The organism is Leptotrichia sp. oral taxon 223, assembly GCF_013394795.1.
In the GTDB taxonomy this organism is placed as follows: Bacteria; Fusobacteriota; Fusobacteriia; order Fusobacteriales; family Leptotrichiaceae; genus Leptotrichia.
In genome coordinates this window covers 560,558-583,649 of the sequence record NZ_JABXYU010000001.1, presented here as the reverse complement: position 1 = coordinate 583,649, position 23,092 = coordinate 560,558, and the positions used below count along the sequence as shown (strand labels likewise).

General features: G+C 31.0%; 21 protein-coding genes. 17 read left to right on the top strand and 4 right to left on the bottom strand.

The genetic code is table 11. The annotated features are described in order from the left end of the window. Positions 1 to 44 precede the first annotated feature (44 nt). From HW275_RS02820 to HW275_RS02795, 6 genes are all read left to right on the top strand, one after another. Complete coding sequence (locus tag HW275_RS02820) at positions 45 to 1,040, top strand: lipoate--protein ligase (protein WP_178934973.1); 996 nt, start codon at positions 45 to 47, stop codon at positions 1,038 to 1,040. Positions 1,041 to 1,241: 201 nt separating this feature from the next. Beyond that, entirely contained in the window at positions 1,242 to 1,511 is a 270-nt protein-coding gene (gene rpsP / locus HW275_RS02815) for a 30S ribosomal protein S16 (RefSeq protein WP_178934971.1), read from the top strand. Between the two features lie 171 nt (positions 1,512 to 1,682). Continuing rightward, positions 1,683 to 3,050, top strand: a complete 1,368-nt coding sequence (locus HW275_RS02810) for a folylpolyglutamate synthase/dihydrofolate synthase family protein (protein WP_178934969.1) — start codon at positions 1,683 to 1,685, stop codon at positions 3,048 to 3,050. A 555-nt stretch (positions 3,051 to 3,605) separates the two neighbouring features. Further along, positions 3,606 to 3,809, top strand: coding sequence for a hypothetical protein (locus tag HW275_RS02805; RefSeq protein WP_178934967.1), 204 nt, complete (start codon positions 3,606 to 3,608; stop codon positions 3,807 to 3,809). 176 nt (positions 3,810 to 3,985) lie between these two features. Continuing rightward, complete coding sequence (locus HW275_RS02800; protein WP_178934965.1) at positions 3,986 to 4,594, top strand: DUF2278 family protein; 609 nt, start codon at positions 3,986 to 3,988, stop codon at positions 4,592 to 4,594. A gap of 87 nt (positions 4,595 to 4,681) precedes the next feature. Then, positions 4,682 to 5,362 (top strand): DUF4240 domain-containing protein, encoded by a 681-nt coding sequence (locus HW275_RS02795; RefSeq protein ID WP_255459992.1) that lies wholly within the window; start codon positions 4,682 to 4,684, stop codon positions 5,360 to 5,362. 62 nt (positions 5,363 to 5,424) lie between these two features. Here HW275_RS02795 and HW275_RS02790 read toward each other — a convergent pair whose 3' ends face one another. Beyond that, the gene (locus HW275_RS02790) at positions 5,425 to 6,501 is read right to left on the bottom strand and encodes a Xaa-Pro peptidase family protein (protein WP_178934963.1); all 1,077 of its coding nucleotides are present in this window, start codon (positions 6,499 to 6,501) and stop codon (positions 5,425 to 5,427) included. A 646-nt stretch (positions 6,502 to 7,147) separates the two neighbouring features. Here HW275_RS02790 and HW275_RS02785 point away from each other — a divergent pair. Both HW275_RS02785 and HW275_RS02780 read left to right on the top strand, forming a co-directional pair. Continuing rightward, positions 7,148 to 7,831, top strand: a complete 684-nt coding sequence (locus HW275_RS02785; RefSeq protein ID WP_178934961.1) for a hemolysin III family protein — start codon at positions 7,148 to 7,150, stop codon at positions 7,829 to 7,831. Between the two features lie 98 nt (positions 7,832 to 7,929). After that, entirely contained in the window at positions 7,930 to 8,508 is a 579-nt protein-coding gene (locus HW275_RS02780; RefSeq protein ID WP_178934959.1) for a helix-turn-helix domain-containing protein, read from the top strand. A gap of 70 nt (positions 8,509 to 8,578) precedes the next feature. On the opposite strand, the gene lgt is transcribed toward HW275_RS02780, so the two are convergent. The 3 genes from lgt to kdsA form a co-directional block, all read right to left on the bottom strand. Continuing rightward, a complete protein-coding gene (gene lgt / locus HW275_RS02775; protein ID WP_178934957.1) occupies positions 8,579 to 9,505 on the bottom strand; it encodes a prolipoprotein diacylglyceryl transferase in 927 nt (308 codons plus the stop codon). A 122-nt stretch (positions 9,506 to 9,627) separates the two neighbouring features. Next, positions 9,628 to 10,713 carry an alanine--glyoxylate aminotransferase family protein gene (locus tag HW275_RS02770; protein ID WP_178934955.1) on the bottom strand — a complete coding sequence of 362 codons (1,086 nt, stop codon included), beginning with the start codon at positions 10,711 to 10,713 and terminating at the stop codon, positions 9,628 to 9,630. 70 nt (positions 10,714 to 10,783) lie between these two features. After that, positions 10,784 to 11,620, bottom strand: coding sequence for a 3-deoxy-8-phosphooctulonate synthase (gene kdsA, locus HW275_RS02765; protein WP_178934953.1), 837 nt, complete (start codon positions 11,618 to 11,620; stop codon positions 10,784 to 10,786). 189 nt (positions 11,621 to 11,809) lie between these two features. On the opposite strand from kdsA, the gene hemL reads away from it, so the two are divergent. The 9 genes from hemL to ilvA all read left to right on the top strand — a co-directional run bounded on the left by hemL (position 11,810) and on the right by ilvA (position 23,059). Next, positions 11,810 to 13,111, top strand: coding sequence for a glutamate-1-semialdehyde 2,1-aminomutase (gene hemL, locus HW275_RS02760; RefSeq protein ID WP_178934950.1), 1,302 nt, complete (start codon positions 11,810 to 11,812; stop codon positions 13,109 to 13,111). Positions 13,112 to 13,135: 24 nt separating this feature from the next. Continuing rightward, the gene (locus HW275_RS02755) at positions 13,136 to 14,341 is read left to right on the top strand and encodes a nicotinate-nucleotide--dimethylbenzimidazole phosphoribosyltransferase (RefSeq protein WP_178934948.1); all 1,206 of its coding nucleotides are present in this window, start codon (positions 13,136 to 13,138) and stop codon (positions 14,339 to 14,341) included. A gap of 54 nt (positions 14,342 to 14,395) precedes the next feature. Further along, positions 14,396 to 15,175, top strand: a complete 780-nt coding sequence (locus HW275_RS02750; protein WP_178934946.1) for a lipopolysaccharide assembly protein LapB — start codon at positions 14,396 to 14,398, stop codon at positions 15,173 to 15,175. 35 nt (positions 15,176 to 15,210) lie between these two features. Further along, complete coding sequence (locus tag HW275_RS02745) at positions 15,211 to 15,951, top strand: lipopolysaccharide assembly protein LapB (protein WP_178934944.1); 741 nt, start codon at positions 15,211 to 15,213, stop codon at positions 15,949 to 15,951. 678 nt (positions 15,952 to 16,629) lie between these two features. Further along, positions 16,630 to 17,937 (top strand): autotransporter outer membrane beta-barrel domain-containing protein, encoded by a 1,308-nt coding sequence (locus tag HW275_RS02740; RefSeq protein ID WP_178934942.1) that lies wholly within the window; start codon positions 16,630 to 16,632, stop codon positions 17,935 to 17,937. 244 nt (positions 17,938 to 18,181) lie between these two features. Beyond that, a complete protein-coding gene (locus HW275_RS02735; protein ID WP_178934940.1) occupies positions 18,182 to 18,343 on the top strand; it encodes a LemA family protein in 162 nt (53 codons plus the stop codon). A gap of 366 nt (positions 18,344 to 18,709) precedes the next feature. Next, a complete protein-coding gene (gene ilvD, locus HW275_RS02730; protein WP_178934938.1) occupies positions 18,710 to 20,389 on the top strand; it encodes a dihydroxy-acid dehydratase in 1,680 nt (559 codons plus the stop codon). A gap of 560 nt (positions 20,390 to 20,949) precedes the next feature. Continuing rightward, complete coding sequence (locus HW275_RS02725) at positions 20,950 to 21,849, top strand: alpha/beta hydrolase (protein WP_178934936.1); 900 nt, start codon at positions 20,950 to 20,952, stop codon at positions 21,847 to 21,849. Next, the gene (ilvA, locus tag HW275_RS02720) at positions 21,842 to 23,059 is read left to right on the top strand and encodes a threonine ammonia-lyase (protein WP_178934934.1); all 1,218 of its coding nucleotides are present in this window, start codon (positions 21,842 to 21,844) and stop codon (positions 23,057 to 23,059) included. Before HW275_RS02725 ends, ilvA begins: the two co-directional genes overlap by 8 nt. Positions 23,060 to 23,092: the final 33 nt, after the last annotated feature.

The following is a 23,092-nucleotide window of genomic DNA, read 5'->3' as shown; positions in this document are numbered from 1 at the left end:
AAAAAAGTGAAATAAATTGAAATTTTGAAAGGAATTTTAAACATATGAAATATTATGTTAATAAATCAAATGATCCAGCATTTAACATTGCTTTGGAAGAGTACTGCTTTAAGCAGTTGCGTGATATTGACGAAATATTTTTACTTTGGATAAATGAGCCAACAATTGTTGTGGGAAAATATCAGAATACAATTGAAGAGATAAACACAGAATATACACGTGAAAAAGGAATCCATGTTGTTCGTAGAATTTCTGGAGGAGGTGCAGTTTACCATGATTTAAACAACTTAAACTACACAATTATTTCCAACAAGCAGGAAGATAAGGAAGGCTTTAACTTTAAGGAATTTTCAAAGCCAATTATAGAAACTCTGGCAGAATTGGGAGTAAAAGCAGAATTTACGGGTAGAAATGATTTGGAAATAGATGGACAGAAATTTTGTGGAAACGCTCAAGCATACATAAAAGGACGTGTAATGCACCATGGTTGCCTATTATTTGATGTAAATTTTGGAGAATTGGGAAATGCACTGAAAGTTTCAAAGGATAAAATTGAATCAAAAGGTGTAAAATCAGTAAGAAGCCGTGTTACAAATATACTTCCACATTTGAAACAGCCAATCACAGTAAACGAATTTGGTGAAAAAATAATGGAGTACATGAAAAAACATTATCCAGAAATGGAAGAATACAAATTTACTCCAGAAGAGTTAAAAATAATTGAAGAAAATGCAGAAAAGAAACATAGAAACTGGGAATGGGTTTACGGAACTTCCCCAGAATTTAACATAACTCGTGAAAAACGTTTCGCAAACGGAAAAATTCAAATTTTTGCCACAGTAGAAAACTCTAGAATTAAGAATATCAAATTTTATGGAGATTTCTTTGGAAAAAATGAAGATTTGAGTGAAATTGAAAATTTATTGAAAGATACGAAATATACAAGGGAAGCTGTGAAGGAGAAATTGGAAACGGTTAATGTTGGAGAGTATTTTTCTAGATTTACAGTGAATGAGGTTGTGGAAGTTATTGTTGAGTAGCAAATAGTTTTGAAATATAAAAAATATTTTATTTTTATATTATTTTTATTTTTTGTTGCACTTAACTTGACAATACACCTAATGTTTAAAAATTCTAATGTAAAGAAAAAATACTTGACAATTTTTGAAAATTTTAGTATAATCATATCATACTTAGAATAATAGATTTTCAAGTTATTAAATAAATGGAGGTAAAATTTAATGTTAAAATTAAGATTAACTAGATTAGGAAGAAAAAAAGTTCCTTTTTATAGAATCGTAGCCATGGAGGCTTTATCAAGAAGAGATGGAAAAGCAGTTGCTTACTTGGGAACATTCAATCCACTTGCTGAAGAAGGAAAACAAGTAGTATTAAAAGAGGAAGAAATCTTGAAATATTTATCACATGGAGCTCAACCAACAGAAACTGTTAGAAGTATTTTGACAAAAGCAGGAGTATGGGCAAAATTTCAAGAAACTAAGAAAAAATAGCTATTTATAAAAAGGCACTTGTATCGGTGTCTTTTTATTTACCTAAATTTAAGAAAATTTATTATAAATTTTGAATTATACACTATTTCGTAAGAGAGAATCCTTCTCGTTGTTAAAAAGATTTTATTTTTTTATAAGGTATAATGCTAGAGTGAAAGGGAAAATTAAATAATGAAAATAGATGAAGTTCTGGAAAAAATTTTTAATATGAGAACGATTGATAAAAGGATAACTAATGAATCTTTAAATCAAAATAATGAAAAAATGAAAAAAATTTATGAGTTGCTGGGAGAGCCTTGTAAAAATAAGAAAATTGTTCATATTGCAGGGACGAATGGGAAAGGTTCGACAGCTACGTTTTTAGAGGGTATTTTTTTTGCAGCGGGGTATTCTGTTGCAAAGTTTACTTCGCCACATATTTTATGGTTTAATGAGAGAATTTTGTTGAATAAAGAGATGATTTCTGATGAGGATGTTGTGAAGTATTATGAAGTTGTTATGGAGATTTTGGAAAAAAATTCGTTGCAGATAAATTTTTTTGAGATAACGACTTTTATGGCTTTACTTTATTTTGAGGCAAAAAATCCTGATTTTATATTTCTGGAAACTGGTCTTGGTGGAAGATATGACGCTACAAATGTTGTAAATTCGACAATTGCGGTTATAACAAATGTGAGTTTTGATCACGTTAGTCTTTTGGGAAATTCGCTTGAGAAAATTGCAGATAGGAAAGCTGGCATTATAAAGGATGGGCAGTTGTGCATTTATGCCCAGAATTTGATTGAATTGGAGAATGCTGTAAAAAAGGAAACTGATAATTCGGTAAATGTCTTGAAAAAGTATGAAAATTTGCAAGTCGAACTGGATACCAAAAATTATAAGACAATTGTGAAGATTTGGGAAAGTGGAAATTTGGAAGAATTTGAAAATATTGAAGATGAAAAAAATAAACATAATTTGGGAAAAACATTTATATTGCCACTTTTTGGAAAATTTCAGGCAAATAATTTTTTGATTGCTTACGAAATTGCTAAAATTTATGGTATCAGCGATGAAGTTATTCAGAAAGGGCTTGATGAAATTTCGCTGGATGGACGGTTTGAGATTTTTTCACAAAATCCAGCTACAATACTGGATGTGGCTCATAATGATGATTCTGTACGAGTTCTTGTAGAAAATTTGAATGAACTTTTTAAAAATAATGAAGTAATTTTTATTCTTTCGATACTTGGAACAAAGGACATTGCAAATATTTTTGAGAAAATTTTGGAAAAAAATTACAAAATTTTTATAACGTCTTTAAAAGACGTTACTTACGGACTTTCTGCCAATGAAATAAAGAAAAATCTGGAAAATGCAAATATTTTGACAAATAATATTATTTTTGAAGACAATATTTTAGATGCCTATAATCAAGCAAAACAGATGGTTTTGAAAAAGAATAGTCAGTATAAGTCGATAGTGGTTTGTGGCTCTTTTTATGAAATTGCGAAATTTAAGAAGCTGTGTGGAAAAAGAGATGAGTATTTTTTACAGTAGAAAAGGGAATTATTTAATGCCTGTATAGAAGTGTTTTACACGACATTGAAAAATAAACACACAATGAAAGGTTTGAAAAGAGAATGTACTAATAAGTAGAAATGTGATATAATAATAGCAAGAAACATAATAAAATAGGGACTTGTAATCCTAAATGAAGTTGTTGAATAGATATATAGATTTTAAAGTAATTACAAGAAAGTCTTTTAATTTCTAAAATTATGAGTAGAAATTAATTGTGATATTAATTTTTTAATACTACAAAAGAAAATAAAAAAGAAGGTGATATTTTTGAAATTAAAAGTGAAAATATTTTTTATTATAATAATTATATTTTTTTTGGTAACTATATATAATTATTATTTTCATGAAGCAAAAGATGAATGTCTATTTTCTTCAGAAAATGTGGAAAAAAGTTATTATTTAAAAGCAAATAAATTACTAAAAAAAGAAGGTATAAAATTATTTCTTTATGATAGTAATACGATGAAATATTATGAAGCTAAACGTCCTTATGAAATTTTTTATTCATTAGTACATGTGTCTGGAGATATAATGATAGCAAAAAAACAAAAAAGAATGAATAAAAAGGATAAAGTATCCTGGGCATTAGGTATCTCTAGAGAACCAACATATATTTATATTCCTGAAAATAAAAGAGCAGTTATTTTAAAAAGAAAGAATCAAATTTTAAAAAATATAGGAACATGTTATTTAGTTGATAATTTACTGGGATATCATGTTCCCGCAAAAGAATAAAGAAATTTAATTTTTTAGATAATCGTTGTTGTAAAAGACAGCGGTTATTTTTTTATTTGTAATCTTAAAAAATTTTTTTAATAAAATTTCCAATCTCTTTTCTTTCGTAAAAAATATGTTATACTTATAATGAGAGATTAAATATATAATAATATCACTTTAAAATAGAGGAAAATATGGAAAAATATGTGATGTTTCGAGGAAAAGTTATAGATAAATGGTATGACTTTGATAAAAGGGCACATTATCATATTGTGGCAATGGATGATGAGGGGAAAAGATATGATTTGGCGGTTAATATTGGGAGTATTTATGAGAAGATGAATGAAATTGTTTCTTCCAATTTGAAGGTTTATTATGATGAGAATTATAATTGCCGAAAGAGAATTGTCCGTAAAATGCTGTTGCAAAAAAATGGTATTACAGAATGTCACAAGGATTTATATCTGGATTATATTAGAATGAAACTTTTTCCACACGAAAAGATGATACAGATGAAGGGGTTTGATATAAAAAGCGTTTATTTGACTGGGATTATCGAGAAGAATGTTGTGCAGGCTATGAATAATGATGATTATGAAGTGATTGCGTTTGGAAGGCTTTATGCGAATGGGAAAGGTTTGCACGATATTCATATGAATCAGGGAAGTACAGATAAATTTAGAAAAAATGATGCTTCGTATTCTGATGGAGGGTTATTTTTTAGAAATAGACGAGATAATAAGATTACAGCTGTATTTATTGCATTTATTACTCAAAGTTTGAATATGCCTGAAAGTGTTTAGAGTCAGATTAATAAAAATTAGACGGAATTTATGAGGTTGATTTTGAAATGATTTTTTATAAAAATAAAATATGGGGAAATATAAAAGTTGGAAAAGAAAAGAGGTGTGACAAAGATGTCTATAAGAAATTTTGCTACAAAACTTAAAATGAAACGGGAAGAGTTTTGGAAATACATTTCCATATCGCATAAAAAAGCTAAAAATAATAATGAGTTTGTAGACTATTTAATAGATATTCTGTCAAAAAAAACAGATGAGGAAATTTTTGATTTTGAAATAATTACATTTGAATTAATGCGTGAAAGCTATAATGAAAAGTTGTGGTGTGCCTCATATCTTGTGAACGGCGACACAGCGAGCTGGAGCTTTGATTTTTTTAGGCTATGGTTGATTTCGCAGGGGAAAAAAATATATTATTCAATTATAAAGAATCAAGATAATTTATCAAAATATATAAACATATCTTTTGAAGCTAAATTTATGACAAATTATTTTGAAAATGAAACCTTTGCCTTTATACCAGCCTATGCCTTTTCCAGAAAAAACTGCTCACACAATATTTTAAGCAAGGAAAGCTACAAAATTAATAGCAAAACTATTTTTCAAGATGATTTCATTGACGATTATAATAAAAAGTTGAATAACTACAAAAGAAAAATAGGATACATTAACAAAAAATATCCAAAAATAATATTTCACTGGTGTACACAATTTCCAAATAGCATGAAAGAAGTGTGCCCGACATTATTTAAAAAAATGTATTTTTAAAAAACAAGGGAGTGCCTCAATTTGTGGGACATTCCCTATTTTTATAATTAATTTTATAATATTTAGTGTAAAATAATCAATTCCTTATTACTTTTATTCAATATTTCTCTGCCATCTTTCTTGACTACGACATCATCTTCAATTCTAACTCCGCCCCATCCGTCAAAATAAAGTCCTGGTTCAGAAGTTACAACCATATTTTCTTTCAGTTCAATATGTGAAGCGCTCGACAAGTAAGGCAATTCGTGAATTTCAGCACCAATTCCGTGTCCCAGTCCGTGTCCAAAATATTCGCCATATCCTTTTTCAGTTAAAAAGTTTCTAACAACTTTGTCAACATCATCTGACATTATTCCTTCTTTTATAGTATTCACACCCAATATCTGAGATTCCAGAACAGTATTATAAATTTCTACGTGTCTATCAGTAATGTTATCTCCATAATAAACAGTTCTTGTCATATCTGACACATATCCTTCATAATATGCCCCAAAATCCATTGTAATAAATTCTTCCTTTTGAATCTTTTTATCAGAAGCCACCCCGTGTGGCATAGCTGAACGGTACCCGCTGGCTAAAATTGTCGTAAATGAACGATCATCAGCTCCTAATTTTCGTTGGATATATTCCATATACGAAGAAACTTCCTTTTCAGAAACTCCTTCCTTTATAATTTTTAAAGCCTCTGAAAATGCCACATCACTAATTTCTACCGCCTTTTTAATAAGTGCAATTTCTTCTTCTGATTTTACCATTCTTTCCATCACAAGTTTATTTCCGACTGGCACTAATTCCACCTTGAAAATATCTTTAATTGTCTGATAAAGGGAAAACGACACATTCACGTCTTCAAACCCTACGTTTTTGAGCCCGAATTTCTTTATATATTCCCCAACTGTACGAAGCGAACCACGTGAGACTTCTACAAATTTAAATCCCATTTCACTAACTTGTTTAGTAGCTTGTGTCTTGTATCTAAAATCCGAAAAGAAAAAATTCCCATTTTTTGTCGCAAGAGCAACTCCAGTTGTCCCAGTAAACCCAGTAAAATATCGAAGATTATATAAATCTGTAATAAATAATCCATCAACATTCAATTCATTTAAAATTCTTGATAATTTTTCAGTTCTTTTTTCCATATTTTTTCCTCTTTTTTATTAAAATTTTTTTACTTTTAAAGTGTAACATAAATTCAAAATTTTTTCTATTTATTTTTTCCAAGAAATTTTAATTAATGACTATTTTTTTCAAATTTCAATTTACATTAGTTTTTTTTACATAGAGGTATAAAATGTTATGTCTCATTATTTTTCGATAATGCTATTCTAACATAAATAAAAATATTATTATGTCAAATTTTATTTGTGAACTAAAAAAGTTGCTGCCGCATGACAATAAAAAGGATTTAAGCATATTACATTTAAATTTTTTAGTTGGATTTTGAATATATTGAGCAATTATGTCATTTTAATTAAAAATTTTAACTATAATTGCTATTTTAGGTTGATTATAATTAAAATAACTGTTATAATAAATTGTATTATAACAGGTGATATATTTCTTATTGAAAATTAAATAATTATAACCTGATAGGTAAAAAAAATCATTTTATAAGCAAAAAGAAATACATTATTAAAATTTATATGGTATTATTATAATGCAAAGTTAGTATTTTAAATTGATTTTATATTCATATAAGTCCAAATGACGGGCTATTTAAAGGATGATTTTGTTAAAATTGTGTATTTAAACACAAAAAATGTCTTTGTATCTGAAAGGAAAAATATGAATAAAAAAACTAAGAATAAAAGCACTAATACAATATCAGAAATACATAAAAAGGCGGAAAATTTTTCTCATGGTGAGGAAGTTGCAAATTTTGTAAGCCATACTGTCGGTGCTGGACTTGCTATAGTCGCTTTCATTGTGTTAACGATACGTGCGAGCTGGAGGCAGGATATCGGAACAGTCATATCATTTATGGCATTTGGATTTGGATTAGTAGTTTTATATACAATGTCTGCAATATATCATGGATTAAAGCCGGGGACAGCTAAAAGGGTTTTTGAAATTTTTGATCATTCTGCAATATATATTTTGATTGCGGCATCTTATACACCTTTTCTATACTTAGCAGTTAATTCCCCGATAAATAAAATCATATTGGCAATCCAATGGATAGTGTGTTTCTTAGGAATTATATTTAAAGCATTTTTTACTGGAAAATTTAAGCTGTTTTCTACGTTGCTGTATTTAATAATGGGTTGGATGATTGTATTTGCGTGGAATGATTTAATAAGCAATATAAATCAAGTTTCATTAATTTATTTAATTTTAGGGGGTGTTTTGTACTCGCTTGGAACAATTTTTTATTCGTGGAAAATATGTAAGTTTAATCATATGATTTGGCATATTTTTGTTATTCTAGGAAGTGTTTTTCACTTTTTAGCTGTGTATTATTTAATTTAAATATGTATATTTAAAATGTTTGAAAAGGATTGAGCAGGTTTATTATATTATAGTTTAAAAGTAAAGAATATATATTTTATTTTAGAAAGGGTAATTTAATGGGAAGAAAATCGAAAATATCTAATGAACTAAAAATTGAACTCGTAAAACGGGTATTGTCAGGAGAAGCAAGCATTAAGAGTTTGTCAAAAGAATACAACATTGCAAAATCTTCATTAATGACTTGGAAAAAGAAATATGTTGAAATTGGTGAAGAAAGCATAAAGGTTGGTGATAAAAATAGACGCTATAGCCGTGAAGTTAAGGAAAAAGCCATTAAAAGCTATTTAAATAATGAAGGTTCGTTGTTTGACATTTGTAAAAAATACGACATTGCTTCTGTAAGTGTACTGAATTACTGGATTAGAGATTACAGAAGAAGCATGGATGCAAATGGAAATTATACAGTAGTAAAAAAACATATAAGAAAATCCATTGATGCAAAAGTTGAAGCTGTAGTTTTCTGTCAAAATAACAACTATGACTACAATTTAACAATCAAAAAATTTGGCGTTTCATATCAGCAAATTTATTCATGGGTAAAAAAATATGAAAAAGGTGGAGTTGACGCATTAATTGATAACCGTGGTAAAAGGCATGTTGAGAATAAAGATGAGAAAACTAAAAAAGGGAAGTAAAAAAAAACTGTCACGTTCGAATAATGAATTTGACAGTTTTTTTGTGCATTTAGATTTTTCGAGATTGTAGTTAATCCATCGAAATGCTGTTTTCATTTTGTTCTTCTTTTTTAATTTCAACAGGCACAAATTTTCTATTTGGGCTGCTAAAATATTTTATTCCAATAATTGCAATAATAATCATAGCTATACTTATTAAATATGGAAGTCTTATTCCAAAAATTAACAAATCTTCCGCTCTGAATGTACTTACAAATATTCTGATAACTGCGTATATAATTAAATAAATCATTGATAAAACTCCAGGATTGTATTCTTTTTTTCTAAAATAGAACCAAAGAATTATAAAGCCGATTAAATTTAAAAATGCCTCATAAAGCATAGCTGGATGCAATGGTAAATTTGGAAATTCTGAACCGGCAGGCGTGTCTAACGGAAAACTTATACCCCAAGGTACAAGCTGTTTAAACTGGGCTTTTGCAGCAATGCTCATTGTCTGATATTCTGCCCACCATTTACTGAATGTTCCTGAAAAAATTACGCTAAGTGGAGTAAATGTCGGAACGCCGTGTACTTCTCCATTTGCCAGATTTCCAAATCTTCCTAGGAATTGTCCAAATAGTAAAGGCCCGACAGCCATATCTGTGAGCACCCATAAACTTCGTTTATTTTTTTTAGCATACAGATACGATCCTATAAATGCACCGATAATCCCACCATGAATTGCAAGCCCGCCTTCCCAGATATAGAAAATCGATAAGGGGTTTCCTATGTAATCTGAAAATTTAAAAATGACATAATATAATCTTGCCCCGATTAATCCAGCCAGAATAGTTGTAAATGCAAAATCTTCAATAATTTTTCTATCATCAATCCCTCTTTTTTCGGCAACATCGTCAGCAAGTGCGATAAACATTCCAAAAAGAAAGGCTAAAATATACATTAAACTATAAATTCTAAGTTCAAAACCTCCAATTTTAAATAAATATGGTTTCATTTACGCTCCTTTTCAATATTTTGCAGTAGGAACTGTTAAAGTTATGCTCATTTAATTTTTGGAAATTTAAATAATAAAAACTTTGAAACAGTTCCTATTTTTCTTTTATTTTTTTGTAAAATTTATACTTGTTTTTTTACTTCCTCTTCAAAAATTACAAAGAAGTCATCAATCTGCTCTTTGGAAATTTGTCCTAAAATCCCAATTCTCATAAGGCTTTCGGCATATTTTCCCTTTCCGCCTGTAACAGTGTATCCCTTTTCCTCAAGTGCAGCAATAACGGATTTTATTACAATTCCTTCTTTATATATTGAAATTAAAGTATTTGTTCTGTTTTCTTCATTTTTTACCAAAAGTTCAAATCCTAATTTTTGCGCTTTTTCTTCAACATATTTTCTTAAATCGTGCTTTTGCTTAATTGTGCTTTCGATTCCATTTTTTACCAAATCTTTTAGTGACTGGTTCAATGCCAGAATTAAAGAGATTGCTGGAGTGTATGGTGTTTCTCCGTTAGCATCAAAGTATTTTTTGTATTGCTTCAAGTCAAAATAGTATTTTGGCAAGTCAGATGTTTCCATGGCTTTTTTAGCCTTGTCGCTTATAGCAACAAACGCAAGTCCCGGTGGTATCAAAAATGCCTTTTGGCTTCCTGCGATTGCCACGTCAATATGCCATCCGTCAAAATCAAACTCATTTACCACAAGTCCGCTAATTGTATCGACAACTAATAGAATATCAGTATTTTTTGTTAAGTCCCCAAGTGCCTTTATATTATTTAAAATTCCAACTGAAGTTTCACTATGAGTTGCTAAAATTCCTTTTAAATCAGGGTTTTCAGAAATAACTTTCTTTACATCGTCCAAGTTGTAGCTATCCCCAAATTCATATTGTAAATTAATTACATTTAAACCATAAATTTCAGAAATTTTTCTAAATCTATCTCCAAAATATCCAGTATTTATCACTAAAACTTTATCTCCTTTTGAAAAAAAGTTTACAACGGCTGTTTCCATTGAGCCTGTTCCAGATGAAGTAAGGACAGCCACATCATTTGCTGTTTTGAAGACTTTTTTCAAGTTTTCGTTGTTTTCTTTCATAATTCTTCTAAATTCAGGCGTTCTGTGATGAATAATATCGTTTCCTAAAATTTCTAAATATTTTTCCGGCACATTAGTTGGTCCCGGTGTTAATAATAATTTTGAACTCATAATCGTAATCCTCCTAAAAATTTATTAAAAAAATATATTAATTTATTTTTATGTAAATCAAAAATCAGTATTATAATTCTTTTGTTAATTTATCATACTGCACCAATTTTGTTAAAATATTTTCAACATCGTCCAGTTTTAACATATTTGGCCCATCGGATAAGCCTTTGTCAGGTTCAGGATGTACTTCTGCAAAAACTCCGTCAACTCCAACAGACACAGCTGCTCTAGCAAGCGGATAAACATAGGCACGGTTTCCTCCTGAAGTTTCCCCTTGTCCTCCTGGAATTTGTACCGAATGCGTCGCATCGAATACAACAGGGTAGCCAAATTTTCTCATTTCCAGAAGCCCACGCATATCTACAACCAAATTATTGTATCCAAACGAAGCTCCCCGCTCACAAAGCATTATATTTTCATTTCCAGCTTCCTCAAATTTCTTCACAACATTTTTCATATCCCAAGGTGCCAAAAACTGCCCTTTTTTGATATTGACGGCTTTTCCAGTTTCTGCCGCTGCGATAAGCAAATCAGTCTGCCGTGATAAAAATGCAGGTATTTGGAGCAAATCAATTACTTTTGCGGCTTCTTTGCATTGCCAAGGTTCGTGAATGTCTGTCGCAAGAGCCACACCATATTTTTGCCTAACCCGTGACAAAATCTCAAGCCCTTTTTCAAGTCCAGGCCCTCTGAATGAGGAAATGGAAGAACGGTTAGCCTTGTCAAACGAAGCCTTAAAAACATATTGAATCCCCAGTTTGTCAGTAATGTCCTTCATTTTCCCGGCCACTTCCATAACCAAGTCTTCCGACTCAATCACGCAAGGCCCAGCAATCAAAAAAATCTTATCATTACCAATAGTAATATTATCAGTAATTTTGACTTTTTTCACCTTATCTATCAACATAATATCAATCCTTTCCTAAAAATTTCCTATATTTTATTTTATCATAATATTGTTTTTTTTGCTAATTTTTTTCTGAAAAAGATAGAATAAAAAAATTTACTTTAAATTATTAAATTTAATCAATATTTGCAAAATAAAATAAATATGATAAAATGAAGAAAATATTAATTAGAAAAGAGGGAAACTTTAATGAATACAAATAATTCAAAAAAAATTTATGAAAAAGCAAAAGAATCAATACCAGGTGGAGTGAATAGTCCAGTGAGGGCGTTTCAGTCTGTGGACAAGGAGTATCCAATTTTTATTAAAAGAGGGAATGGGAGCAGACTTTATGATGAGGATGGAAATGAATATGTGGATATGATTGGTTCCTGGGGGCCGATGATTTTGGGGCATAATTATCCGAAGGTTTTGGAGGTTGTGAAGAAAGAGCTTGAAAACGGAACTTCGTTTGGATTGCCGACGAAAAAGGAAGTGGAGCTGGCGGAACTTGTGAAGAGCTGTTTTCCATCGATTGAGAAATTGAGACTTACTACTTCGGGGACAGAGGCGGCTATGGCCAGTGTGAGAGTTGCCCGTGCGTTTACTGGGAAAAATAAGATTATAAAATTTGAAGGATGTTATCATGGGCATTCAGATTCATTGCTGGTTAAGGCTGGTTCGGGGCTTTTGACGTTTGCACATCAGGATAGTAACGGAATTACCGAAGGGGTTGTGAAAGATACGATAACATTGCCTTTTGGAGATTTTGAAAAATTGAAGGAAACTTTGGAAAATGATAAGGATATTGCATGTGTGATTATCGAGCCAATTCCAGCAAATATGGGGATTATCGAAACAGAAAAGGAATATTTGGAAAAAGTGCGTGAAATCACGAAAGAAAAAAATGTGGTGTTAATTTTTGACGAGGTAATTTCTGGATTTAGGGTTTCATTAGGTGGTGCTCAAAAAGTATTTGGAATTACACCTGATTTAACTGTTCTTGGGAAAATTATTGGTGGTGGTTATCCAGTTGGTGGATTTGGTGGAAAAAAGGAAATTATGAACTTAATTTCGCCAGTTGGTAATGTTTATCACGCTGGAACGCTTTCTGGGAATCCAATTTCAGTTGCTGCAGGGATAGAAACAATTTCGATTTTGAAGGAAAACCCTGAAATTTATGAAAATATAAATAAAAAAACGGAGAATTTGGTAAATAAAATTAATGAATTAATAAAAAAATACGATATTCCAGCAAGTGTAAATCATTTTGGAAGTCTTTTTACAATATTTTTTTCAAAGGAAAAAGTGAAAACTTTGGAAGATGCAATGAATACAAATGATGAATTTTACAGCATATATTTTGATACAATGCTTGAAAATGGTGTGATTGTGCCACCTTCAAAATATGAGGCACATTTCGTTTCTTACGTTCATAATGATGAGGATGTGGAAAAGTTATTGAAAGGCGTGGAAAAAACTTTTCAAAAGATTGCTAAAAAATTAAGATGAAATCATAAATAGAGGAATATATAAATGGAAAAGAGAAAGAGTGGAAAAACAGGGAAAATTTTATTTGATACAATAAAAAAAATAACAGCTTTAGACAAAAACAGAATGAAAAAAAAAGAAGATGAACTGAATTCATTGCTAAAAACTCCAAAAGGACTGGGAAAATTGGAAGAACTGGCAATAAGGCTTGAGGGAATGAGCGAAAATTATAAGCCCCGCAAAAAAATGGTGCTTGTAATGGCGGCTGATAATGGCGTGGAACGGGAAAAAGTGAGCAAATCTAAAAGAGTAATAACCCAATATGTCGTGGAAGCAATGTTAAATGGCAAATCATCAATTAATGCTCTCTCGATGGTATACAATGCTGAGGTGAAAGTGGTAGACCTGGGAATTGATGAGAGTTCAGACATTAAAAATGAAATAGATTTATCAGGAATTATCAACAGAAAAATTATGGAATCTGGTACTAATAATATTGTCAAAGGAGCCGCAATGGATTATGAAAAGGCTGTGAAGGCGATAGAAACTGGAATTGAAATGGTTGATGATTTTGTGAGAGATGGATACAATTTATTTGCAACTGGAGAAATGGGGATTGGAAATACTACGACTAGTAGTGCTATTTTGAAGGTTCTGACAGATTTGTCGTTAGATGAGATTGTCGGCTATGGAAGCGGGATTGATGATAAAACTTTGGAGCATAAGAAGAATGTTGTCAAAAAGGCAGTTGAAGTGAATGGATTGTCAAAATTTTTTGAAGAAAATATAAATGGAACAGAAAAAAAAGAAAATCTTGAAAAAAATCAAGAAAGTATTAGCTTTGATGAAAAAGAAAACGCTGTAAATGTGAAAAGTGAAGATAATTATATATTAAAAAAAAATAAAATAGTAGATGTTTTGGCAAAAGTTGGAGGGCTGGACATTGCCGGGATGACAGGAACTTATCTAGGATGTGCAAAAAACCGTGTGCCTATTGTGATAGATGGTTTTATTTCAGCAATTTCTGCCCTTGTTGCATATAAAATTTGTCCAAACTGCAGGGATTTTATGATTGCTTCCCACTTGAGCGAAGAGCCGGGAATGAAGTATATTTTGAAGGAACTGGCTTTAGAGTCGATGCTTTTTATGGACATGAAACTTGGTGAAGGGACAGGAGCTGTTATGATGTTTCCTGTGATTGAGGGAGCTTGCAATATTACTGGAGTTGTAAGGAAATATCCACATGTTTAATTATCTTAGTTTTTACTAAAAAAATAAAAAATATGAAGAAAGGCAGATGTAGGAATGAAAAAATTGTTAGTTTTTACAGTAATTCTAGTTAATTTGGTTTTTGGAACGCAAGGGTTTTCACGAATGAATTCCAAGGAATTTGAAAAAATAATGGAGAAAGTAGCAAAAGAATACGATAAAGGGGACAAACAGAAAGCATTGTCAATGTTAAAAGAAAACATACAAAAAAATCCTTCTAATATTATATTAAAAGTTATGTTGGGAATGTTTTATAATGATATGGGTAGAAAGAACGAAAGTGAAAAGGAATTAAATGAGGCAGTAGAGCTGCAGAAGAAATATCCTTTTATAGCAGATGATGGGGAAAAATATGATGTAAGGTTAATGATTGGGATAGTATATATGTATCAAGGGGAGTATGAGAAAGCATTGCAATGGTTTAATGAAATTGATAGTACGACGTTTGAAAAAATAGATGAAATGAATTTTGTAATGGGTACTTTAAATTATAGATTGGAGAATACAGAAGAAGCAAAAAAATATTTATTAAAATCGTATATCAAGGATGAAGAAGGGGTGTCACAAAATATTTTAGGACAAATTTATCTTGCTGAAGGGAATCATAAAGAGGCTAGAAAATGGTTTTTAGAATCCTCAAGTAAAGGAAATTCAACAGGTCAAGCGAATCTAGGAATTCTTTATTATCAGCAGAGAGATAGGAATGAAGCATTAAAATGGCTAAAAAAATCTTTTGAAACAGCGAAAAAGCAAAAAGATCAAAAACAAATGAAAGATATACAGGAGATTATTAAAGAAGTTGAGAGTAATAATTAGCCTTAGTAATATAAAAAATAGAAAGAAGGAATATTATGAAAAAATATTTGATTTTATTATTAGTAATTGCAAATTTAGGGTTAGGAGTTCAAAGTTTTTCGACGATGACAAGAGAGGAAAAAACAAAGTTGGAAAAGCAGATAGATGCTGCTTATGAAAAAGATGATGAAAAAAAATTAATATCTTTAATTACAAAATATGTGAATGAATTTCCAAACAATGCGGATTATTTAAATAGATTAGCAGTTTTGTATACTAATCAAAAAAATTATTCAGAGGCTGAAAAGTGGTATTTAAAAGCCATAGAAAACGGGAACTTTACTGCAATTTCAAATATAGCATATTTATATTTTGAAAAGGAAGATTATGAAAAATCAATAAAGTATTATAAAGAATATCAAAAGTTGGCAGATAACACGGATAACTATCTTTGGATTGCGTCGGCATATGAGGAGCTGAAAGATTATAAAAATGCAAAAGAATGGTATTTAAAAATGACGAAATTTAGAAAAGAGGGATTTTCAGAAAATAAATTGGGGATAATTTTTGAAGTAGAAGGAAATCAAAGAGAAGCATTAAAATGGTATCAGGCATCTATACAAAAGGGTTATTTATGGGCATATTATAATTTAGCGGATTTATATGTAGATTTGGGAGATTATAATGCTGGAGAAAAATGGGCAAAAGCTGGATTGGAACTAGCTAGAAAGTCAGATAACGAGGAATTGAAAAAAAATCTGAGAGAAGTTCTTGAAACTATTCAAAAAATAAAATAAATTTTGTTTAAAAATAATGAAAAATAGATTTTAAGGCGGTCTATAATATAATCGTCTTTTATTTTTTCAATAAAGAAATTTAAAGTCAAAAATTATTTAGTTTTGGGATTTCGTTATTATATTTTATGGCAAAAAACAATAGTTTTATTATAATGATTAAATAAAAATTAATGCAAATGTTTTGAAAAAATTTTTATTCAAAAAAAAAAACGAAAGAAGAATAAAATTTAATCAAAAAATGCTTGAAAGTAAAGTTAATATTAGGTAAATTTTGAAAATTAAATTTTAACAAAGTGAAAATCCATTGTATAATTTTATTTAACGATTAAATAAAGAAAAAAACTTAGATTTTTTATAAACATTTTAAAAATCTTTTTTATATTAAATAGAAATGAAAAGAGATTGAGCGTAACACATATTTTTAATTGGTATTTAAATAAAATGAAAAGTAAGTATTCATTGGAAATATCATATATAAGTGAGTTTATATTTGGGAAAATAGATTAATTTAAATTTTATATTTAACAAATTTAAATGGTAAGATTCAAAGAAAAGCTGTCAATAGAGATAAATTTTGTCAACTTGACAAAAAAACTTATACATGGTATTATTAAAAAACAATAATACTTGTCAAAAATTGTTACTTAAAAAAATACAAAATTATGGAGGTAATTTTAAATGAAAAAAATATTATTACTATTGGGAGTATTAGTTATTAGTGCAAATGCATTTTCTGCCGCTTCAATTGTAGGTGGAGGGCTTAATATACATGCAGGAGGTAATATATCAGGTGCCACAAATTATAACTTAGGTACTGGGACAAATACTGTTACAGCCACTGGTTCAAGTACAATATCTGCTGGAAATACATTTACTGTGCCAGCGGGAGGAACTTTAAATATAGTAACAGATTCAGGAACAGTGCAAACTTATACAGGGCCAACGATTGTAACATTAAGTTCAGCATTAAGCGGAGGTGTGACAGCGGCAACAGTAAATTCAGTAGTTACTTCATCAACACCAACGCCAGCAACACCGGCGCCAGCCGCTCCTGCAACACCAGCTACGCCAGCAACACCAACACCAGCACCAGCTGCACCTGCAGGATCTGTACCTACAGTTCAAGGTGCCAGATCAAGAGTAAACTACGACTTGGCAAAAACTGTAACAGCAAATGGATTTAAAGATTTGGAACAAGCCAAAAAAGAAAATGGAGCCAACCTTAACGTTCAATATCTTGGAGGAGTAGGTTCTTATGATCAGGATTCAAGATACAGCACTAGAGCTAATGGAGTAGTTTTGTCAGGAACTAAGAACTTTGGTAACTTTACATTAGGAGCAGGATTTGGATATGAAAAATCTAATGTAAAATATAAAAATGCATTTGACGGTGTGAAGGAAAAAATAGATTCATACCAAGTATCATTAAGTGGAAAATATGATTTCACAGATAATTTAGATGTGGCTTCAGTATTGACTTATGGAAACAATAAACATAAATATAAAAATTACGGCGATATAAATTTTGATTCAGATGTAATTGATTTCCAAACTAGATTAGGATATAAATTTAGAGATGATTCAGATGAAAATACTTATGTAAAACCTTATGTAGGATTGGGAATAACAAGTGTTAAGGAAGATTCATTCACTGTTGGAAATACAAGTTTTGGAAAAGCTAAAAGAAGTGGTGGAAATGCCACAGCAGGAGTTTACGGACAAACAAGAGTTGGAGCTGTAGACTTATACGGAAACGTTGAGTATGAACAAAGATTCAACAGAAAATCATATAATGCTGAAAGAAGTATTTCTACAAATGGTGTAGAAGTTGCTAAATTAGCGGCATTAGACTATGATCAAGGTATATTTAACTTAGGACTTGGAGCAAAATATAATGTTTCAGACAACTTTAACTTGTCAGCAGGATATGAATTATACGATACAAAAAATAGTATATTCAAAGTAGGATTAGGATTAGAGTTCTAATAACTTAAAATAAAAGATTGTTTTTTTTCCTAACATTTATATAATAACAAAAAACATTTGAGGTAATAAACGCCTTGAATGTTTTTTTATTGAATTATTTATTTTTTTTAAGTGGCAGTTTTTTAAAGATTAATAAGATATATAAGTCATATATATATAATATATTTTACAAAATGATTGATTTTTGCTATAATGTTTACATAATAAATAAATAAAGTAAAAAATTGAAAAACTGGAGGAAATTATGTCATTATTAATTTTAGTCTTATCATTATTACTGATTATTCAAATTTTAGAAATTATAGTCGTGCAAGATAAAAAATATATTGCCTTAAAAGTTTCTGAAAATGATTTTATTGTATCGGTAAATGATAAAGATATAATGGCTAGTTTCGTTGGGAAATAGCTAGTAAAATCATATACAGCGTGAATAATAAAAAATAACTTTGAGGCGATTTACATTTGAAATCGTCTTTTATTTTTTTAAAGAATAATTTTTATCCAAATTGAATTAATGCTGTTTTTTAAAATTTTGACGCACATATATAAAAAGATAAAAATTTTATGAGAAATATGATAAAATATAGACAAAGTCGTTTAAAATTGAGCATGTAAATTTAAATTTCAGTATTTAATCAAATTGCTTTAAAACAATTGGATAAAGTGATTTTAAGGCCAGTTTGAATATTTATTTATACAGTATGCAGGAAATCTTGAAAATTTGAGATTCACTGTATTGTTAAGAAACAAAAAAATTAGGAGAGTGAAATCAATGGCAATGAAAGGAAAAGAAAGAAGTAACAATTTAACAGAAGGGGCGGCAAGAGCACCGCATAGATCATTATTAAAAGGACTGGGGTTTACGAGTGATGAAATGGAAAAACCAATAATTGGGATTGCAAACTCATTTAATGAAATTATACCAGGACACGTTCATTTGAAAAACTTGGTGCAATCGGTGAAAGATGGAATTAGAATGGCCGGAGGAGTTCCGATGGAATTTAATACTATTGGGATTTGTGATGGACTTGCGATGAATCATATCGGGATGAAATATTCGCTGGTTACAAGAAATATAATTGCAGATTCGGTTGAAGCGGTTGCCATGGCGACACCGTTTGATGCGATTGTATTTATGCCAAGCTGTGATAAAGTGGTGCCTGGAATGTTGATCGTAGCGGCAAGATTAAATATTCCTTCAATATTTGTAAGTGGAGGAGCAATGCTTGCGGGAGTTTATAAAGGTAAGAAAATTGGACTTAGTAATGTGTTTGAAGCGGTTGGAGCTTACAATACTGGGCAAATTACTAAAAGAGAATTAAATTCAGTTGAAGAAATGGCTTGTCCTACTTGTGGATCATGTTCTGGAATGTATACGGCAAATACGATGAATTGCTTGACAGAAGCACTTGGAATGGGACTTCCTGGAAACGGAACTGTTCCAGCGGTATTTTCAGAAAGAGCAAGACTTGCTAAAAAAGCAGGAATGCAAATTATGGAAGTTTTAAAAAAAGATTTAAGACCAAGCGATATTTTGACAAGAGAAGCGTTTGAAAATGCGGTTGCAGTGGATATGGCACTTGGAGGATCTTCTAATACAGCTCTACATTTACCTGCGATTGCTCATGAAGCTGGAATTGACCTGACTTTGGATGACTTTAATGAAATTGCGCAAAAAACTCGTCAAATTTGTAAATTGTCGCCGTCTGGAGAGCATTTTATCGAAGATTTATACAGAGCTGGCGGAGTTACTGGAGTTATGAAAAGAATGTTTGAAAACGGAAGATTGCATGGGGATGTGAAGACAGTAGCACTTCAAACACAAGGAGAATTGGCAAAAGAAGCATATATTAACGATGATACAGTAATCAAGCCTTGGGACAAGCCAGCATATAAAACTGGTGGAATAGCAGTGTTGAAAGGAAACTTGGCACCAGATGGCTGTGTTGTTAAAGAAGGAGCGGTAGATCCAGAAATGCTACAGCATACAGGACCAGCGAAAGTATTTAACAGTGAAGAAGAAGCTGTCGAAGCGATTACAGGTGGAAAGATTGTAGCAGGAGATGTTGTGGTTATCAGATATGAAGGACCAAAAGGTGGACCTGGAATGAGAGAAATGCTATCGCCTACAGCGATGATTGCTGGAATGGGACTTGATAAGGATGTTGCTTTAATTACTGACGGAAGATTTTCTGGAGCGACAAGAGGTGCTTCGATTGGACACGTTTCGCCAGAAGCAGCTTCGGGTGGAAATATTGCGATAGTTCAAGATGGAGATATTGTAGAAATTGATATTCCAAACAGAACAATAAATATTAAAATTTCGGATGAAGAAATTGAAGCTAGAAAAGCTAAATTAGAGCCATTTAAGCTGGAAGTAAAAGGATACTTGAGAAAATATGCGATGCACGTATCTTCTGCAGATAGAGGGGCTATCGAGATATTGGATTAATTATGAACATAAAAAAAATCAAGGATTGTGTATTTGAAGAAATAGGAATAAATATAAACTTTTTGAAAAAAAAAGAGAAAAATTTGGACATTTTGATTAATAAATATTTTTTCATATTACTATGTTTTTCTTTATTTATTTCTGTAGGATTGCTCATTGTCGCAAAACCTTATCTTGCAGTAAAGGTTTATCCTGATAATTAAAATTATGGCAAGATTGCTACGCAATAACCTATGGCTAGTCTACGACATTTTTCTGCACTGACAAAAAACTCGCTATGCTCAAACAGTTTTGCCAGCACAGAAAAATGCTCCGACGGATTAGTTTATAGTAGACTCTATTTAAAAAGTAAAAATTATGTTTTAATTATTTGAAAATATTAGGTTTTATCCTTTATTAAAAAAAATTGTAATAAATTCGTTATTTAACTGGGGTTTAGTATTAATATAATATCAAAAGGAGACAAAAATCTAATATAAAAGTTAATATACTTGAATGGATTTTAGTAAAGCAGTTTAATTTTAGGAAAAATGAGGTGTATAACAAAGGAGAAGATTGAAATGAGAAATGGTGGAGAAAGTAAAGTTTTAAATATTGAGCTGACACAGGAAAAAATAAAGTCGATAGTGAATATCACTTATTCACAGCCAGTCAGCTATTTTAGAAAAAAAATTAAATTAGAAATGGATATTTTGAAACCATATAAGGCTGAGAAATATCCAGCAGTGCTATTTGTTCCAGGTGGTTCATTTGCACATAGCTACAAGGAAAACTATTTGCAGCAAAGATTGGAAATTGCAAAGGCGGGTTATGTGGTTACAAGTATAGAATATCGAACTATTCCTGATGGAGTGTTTCCACAAAGTGTGGAAGATGTGAAGGCGGCAGTAAGATTTTTGAAGGCAAATGCTGATGAGTATGGCATAGATAAGGAAAGAATAGCTATAATGGGCGAATCAGCTGGAGGTTATCTGGTGGCAATGGCTGGTGCGACAAATGGAACTAGGGATTTTGACAAAGGGGAAAATTTATCTGAAAATAGCGATATAAAGGCGGTTATTGATATTTATGGCGTAACAGAATTTGGAGAAGAAGCGGATTTTGAAATTCCTGATGATGTTGAGGAAGGTTATAGAGCAACATTTTTATCAGTAAAATTTTGGTTAGATGACGTAAGAAACAGTATAGAATTAACAAATCCTATACCACATATTTCATCCAAAACTCCGCCATTCCTGTTAATGCACGGAGATGCAGATACTTTAGTCCCTCCAGTTCAAACAGAAAAACTTCACAAGGCATTAATTGAGAAAGGGATAGAGTCAACAAGATATGTCGTAAAAGGAGCGGGGCATTCTGATGAATATTGGTTTCAGCCAGAAATTATAAAAATAATAATAGAGTTTTTAAATGAAAAATTAAAAAATAAAAATTTTGAAGAAGGTGAAGAAATTGCATAAACTTTATGATTTTATGGAAGCAAGAGAAAGATTAAATACTGTGATTACTAAGACTAAATTGATTCACAGTTCGGTATTTTCAAAGGAAACTGGAAATGATGTCTATATTAAGCCTGAAAATTTACAAAGAACAGGTTCGTTTAAACTTAGGGGAGCGTATAACAAGATTGCAAAATTGACGGAAGAGGAGAAGAGAAAAGGAGTTATTGCTTCATCAGCAGGGAATCATGCTCAAGGTGTGGCTCTTGCGGCTCAGAAACTAGGAATTAAGGCGGTTATTGTAATGCCTAAATACACACCACTTATAAAGGTGGAAGCAACTCGTCAATATGGAGCTGAGGTTATTTTGGCGGGGGAAGAATATGATGATGCTTATAATTATGCGAGAGAATTGCAGGAGAAGGAAGGGTATGTGTTTATTCATCCGTTTAATGATGACGATGTCGTGGAAGGGCAGGGAACAATTGCACTTGAAGTGTTAGAAGAATTACCTGATGCTGATATAATTCTTGTACCACTTGGAGGCGGAGGACTTATTTCGGGAATTGCACTTGCGGCAAAACTAAAAAACCCTGTGATAAAAATAATTGGTGTGGAGCCAGAAGGGGCGGCTTCGGCAATTGCGGCTCTAAAAAATGGGGAAGTTGTGGAACTGCCTGAAACAAATACGATTGCTGATGGAACGGCAGTTAGGAAAATTGGGGAACTGAATTTTGATTATATAAAAAATTATGTGGATGATATAATTACGATTTCAGATTATGAACTTATGGAGTCTTTTCTTCTGTTAGTTGAAAAACATAAAATTGTTGCAGAAAATGCAGGAGTTTTATCAGTTGCGGCACTTAGAAAGATTAAGGAAAAAGGGAAGAAGATTGTGTCGATTTTAAGTGGAGGAAATATTGATGTGTTGACTATTTCTTCGATGATAAATAAAGGGCTTGTTGTAAGAGGAAGAATATTTAGATTTTCAGTGAATTTACCTGATAAGCCAGGACAACTGGTTGCAGTTTCACAAATTCTGTCTGAACAGAATGCAAATGTTATAAGGCTTGAGCATAATCAGTTTAAGAATCTTAACAGATTTCACGATGTGGAACTTCAAGTTACTGTTGAAACGAATGGAGAAGAACATATTAAGAAAATTATTGAAAAATTGAATGAAAAAGGGTATGTAATTAAAAGATTAAATTCTCAGGAAATAGAATAAAAAAAATAAAATAAAATTTAAAAAGAAAAGGTG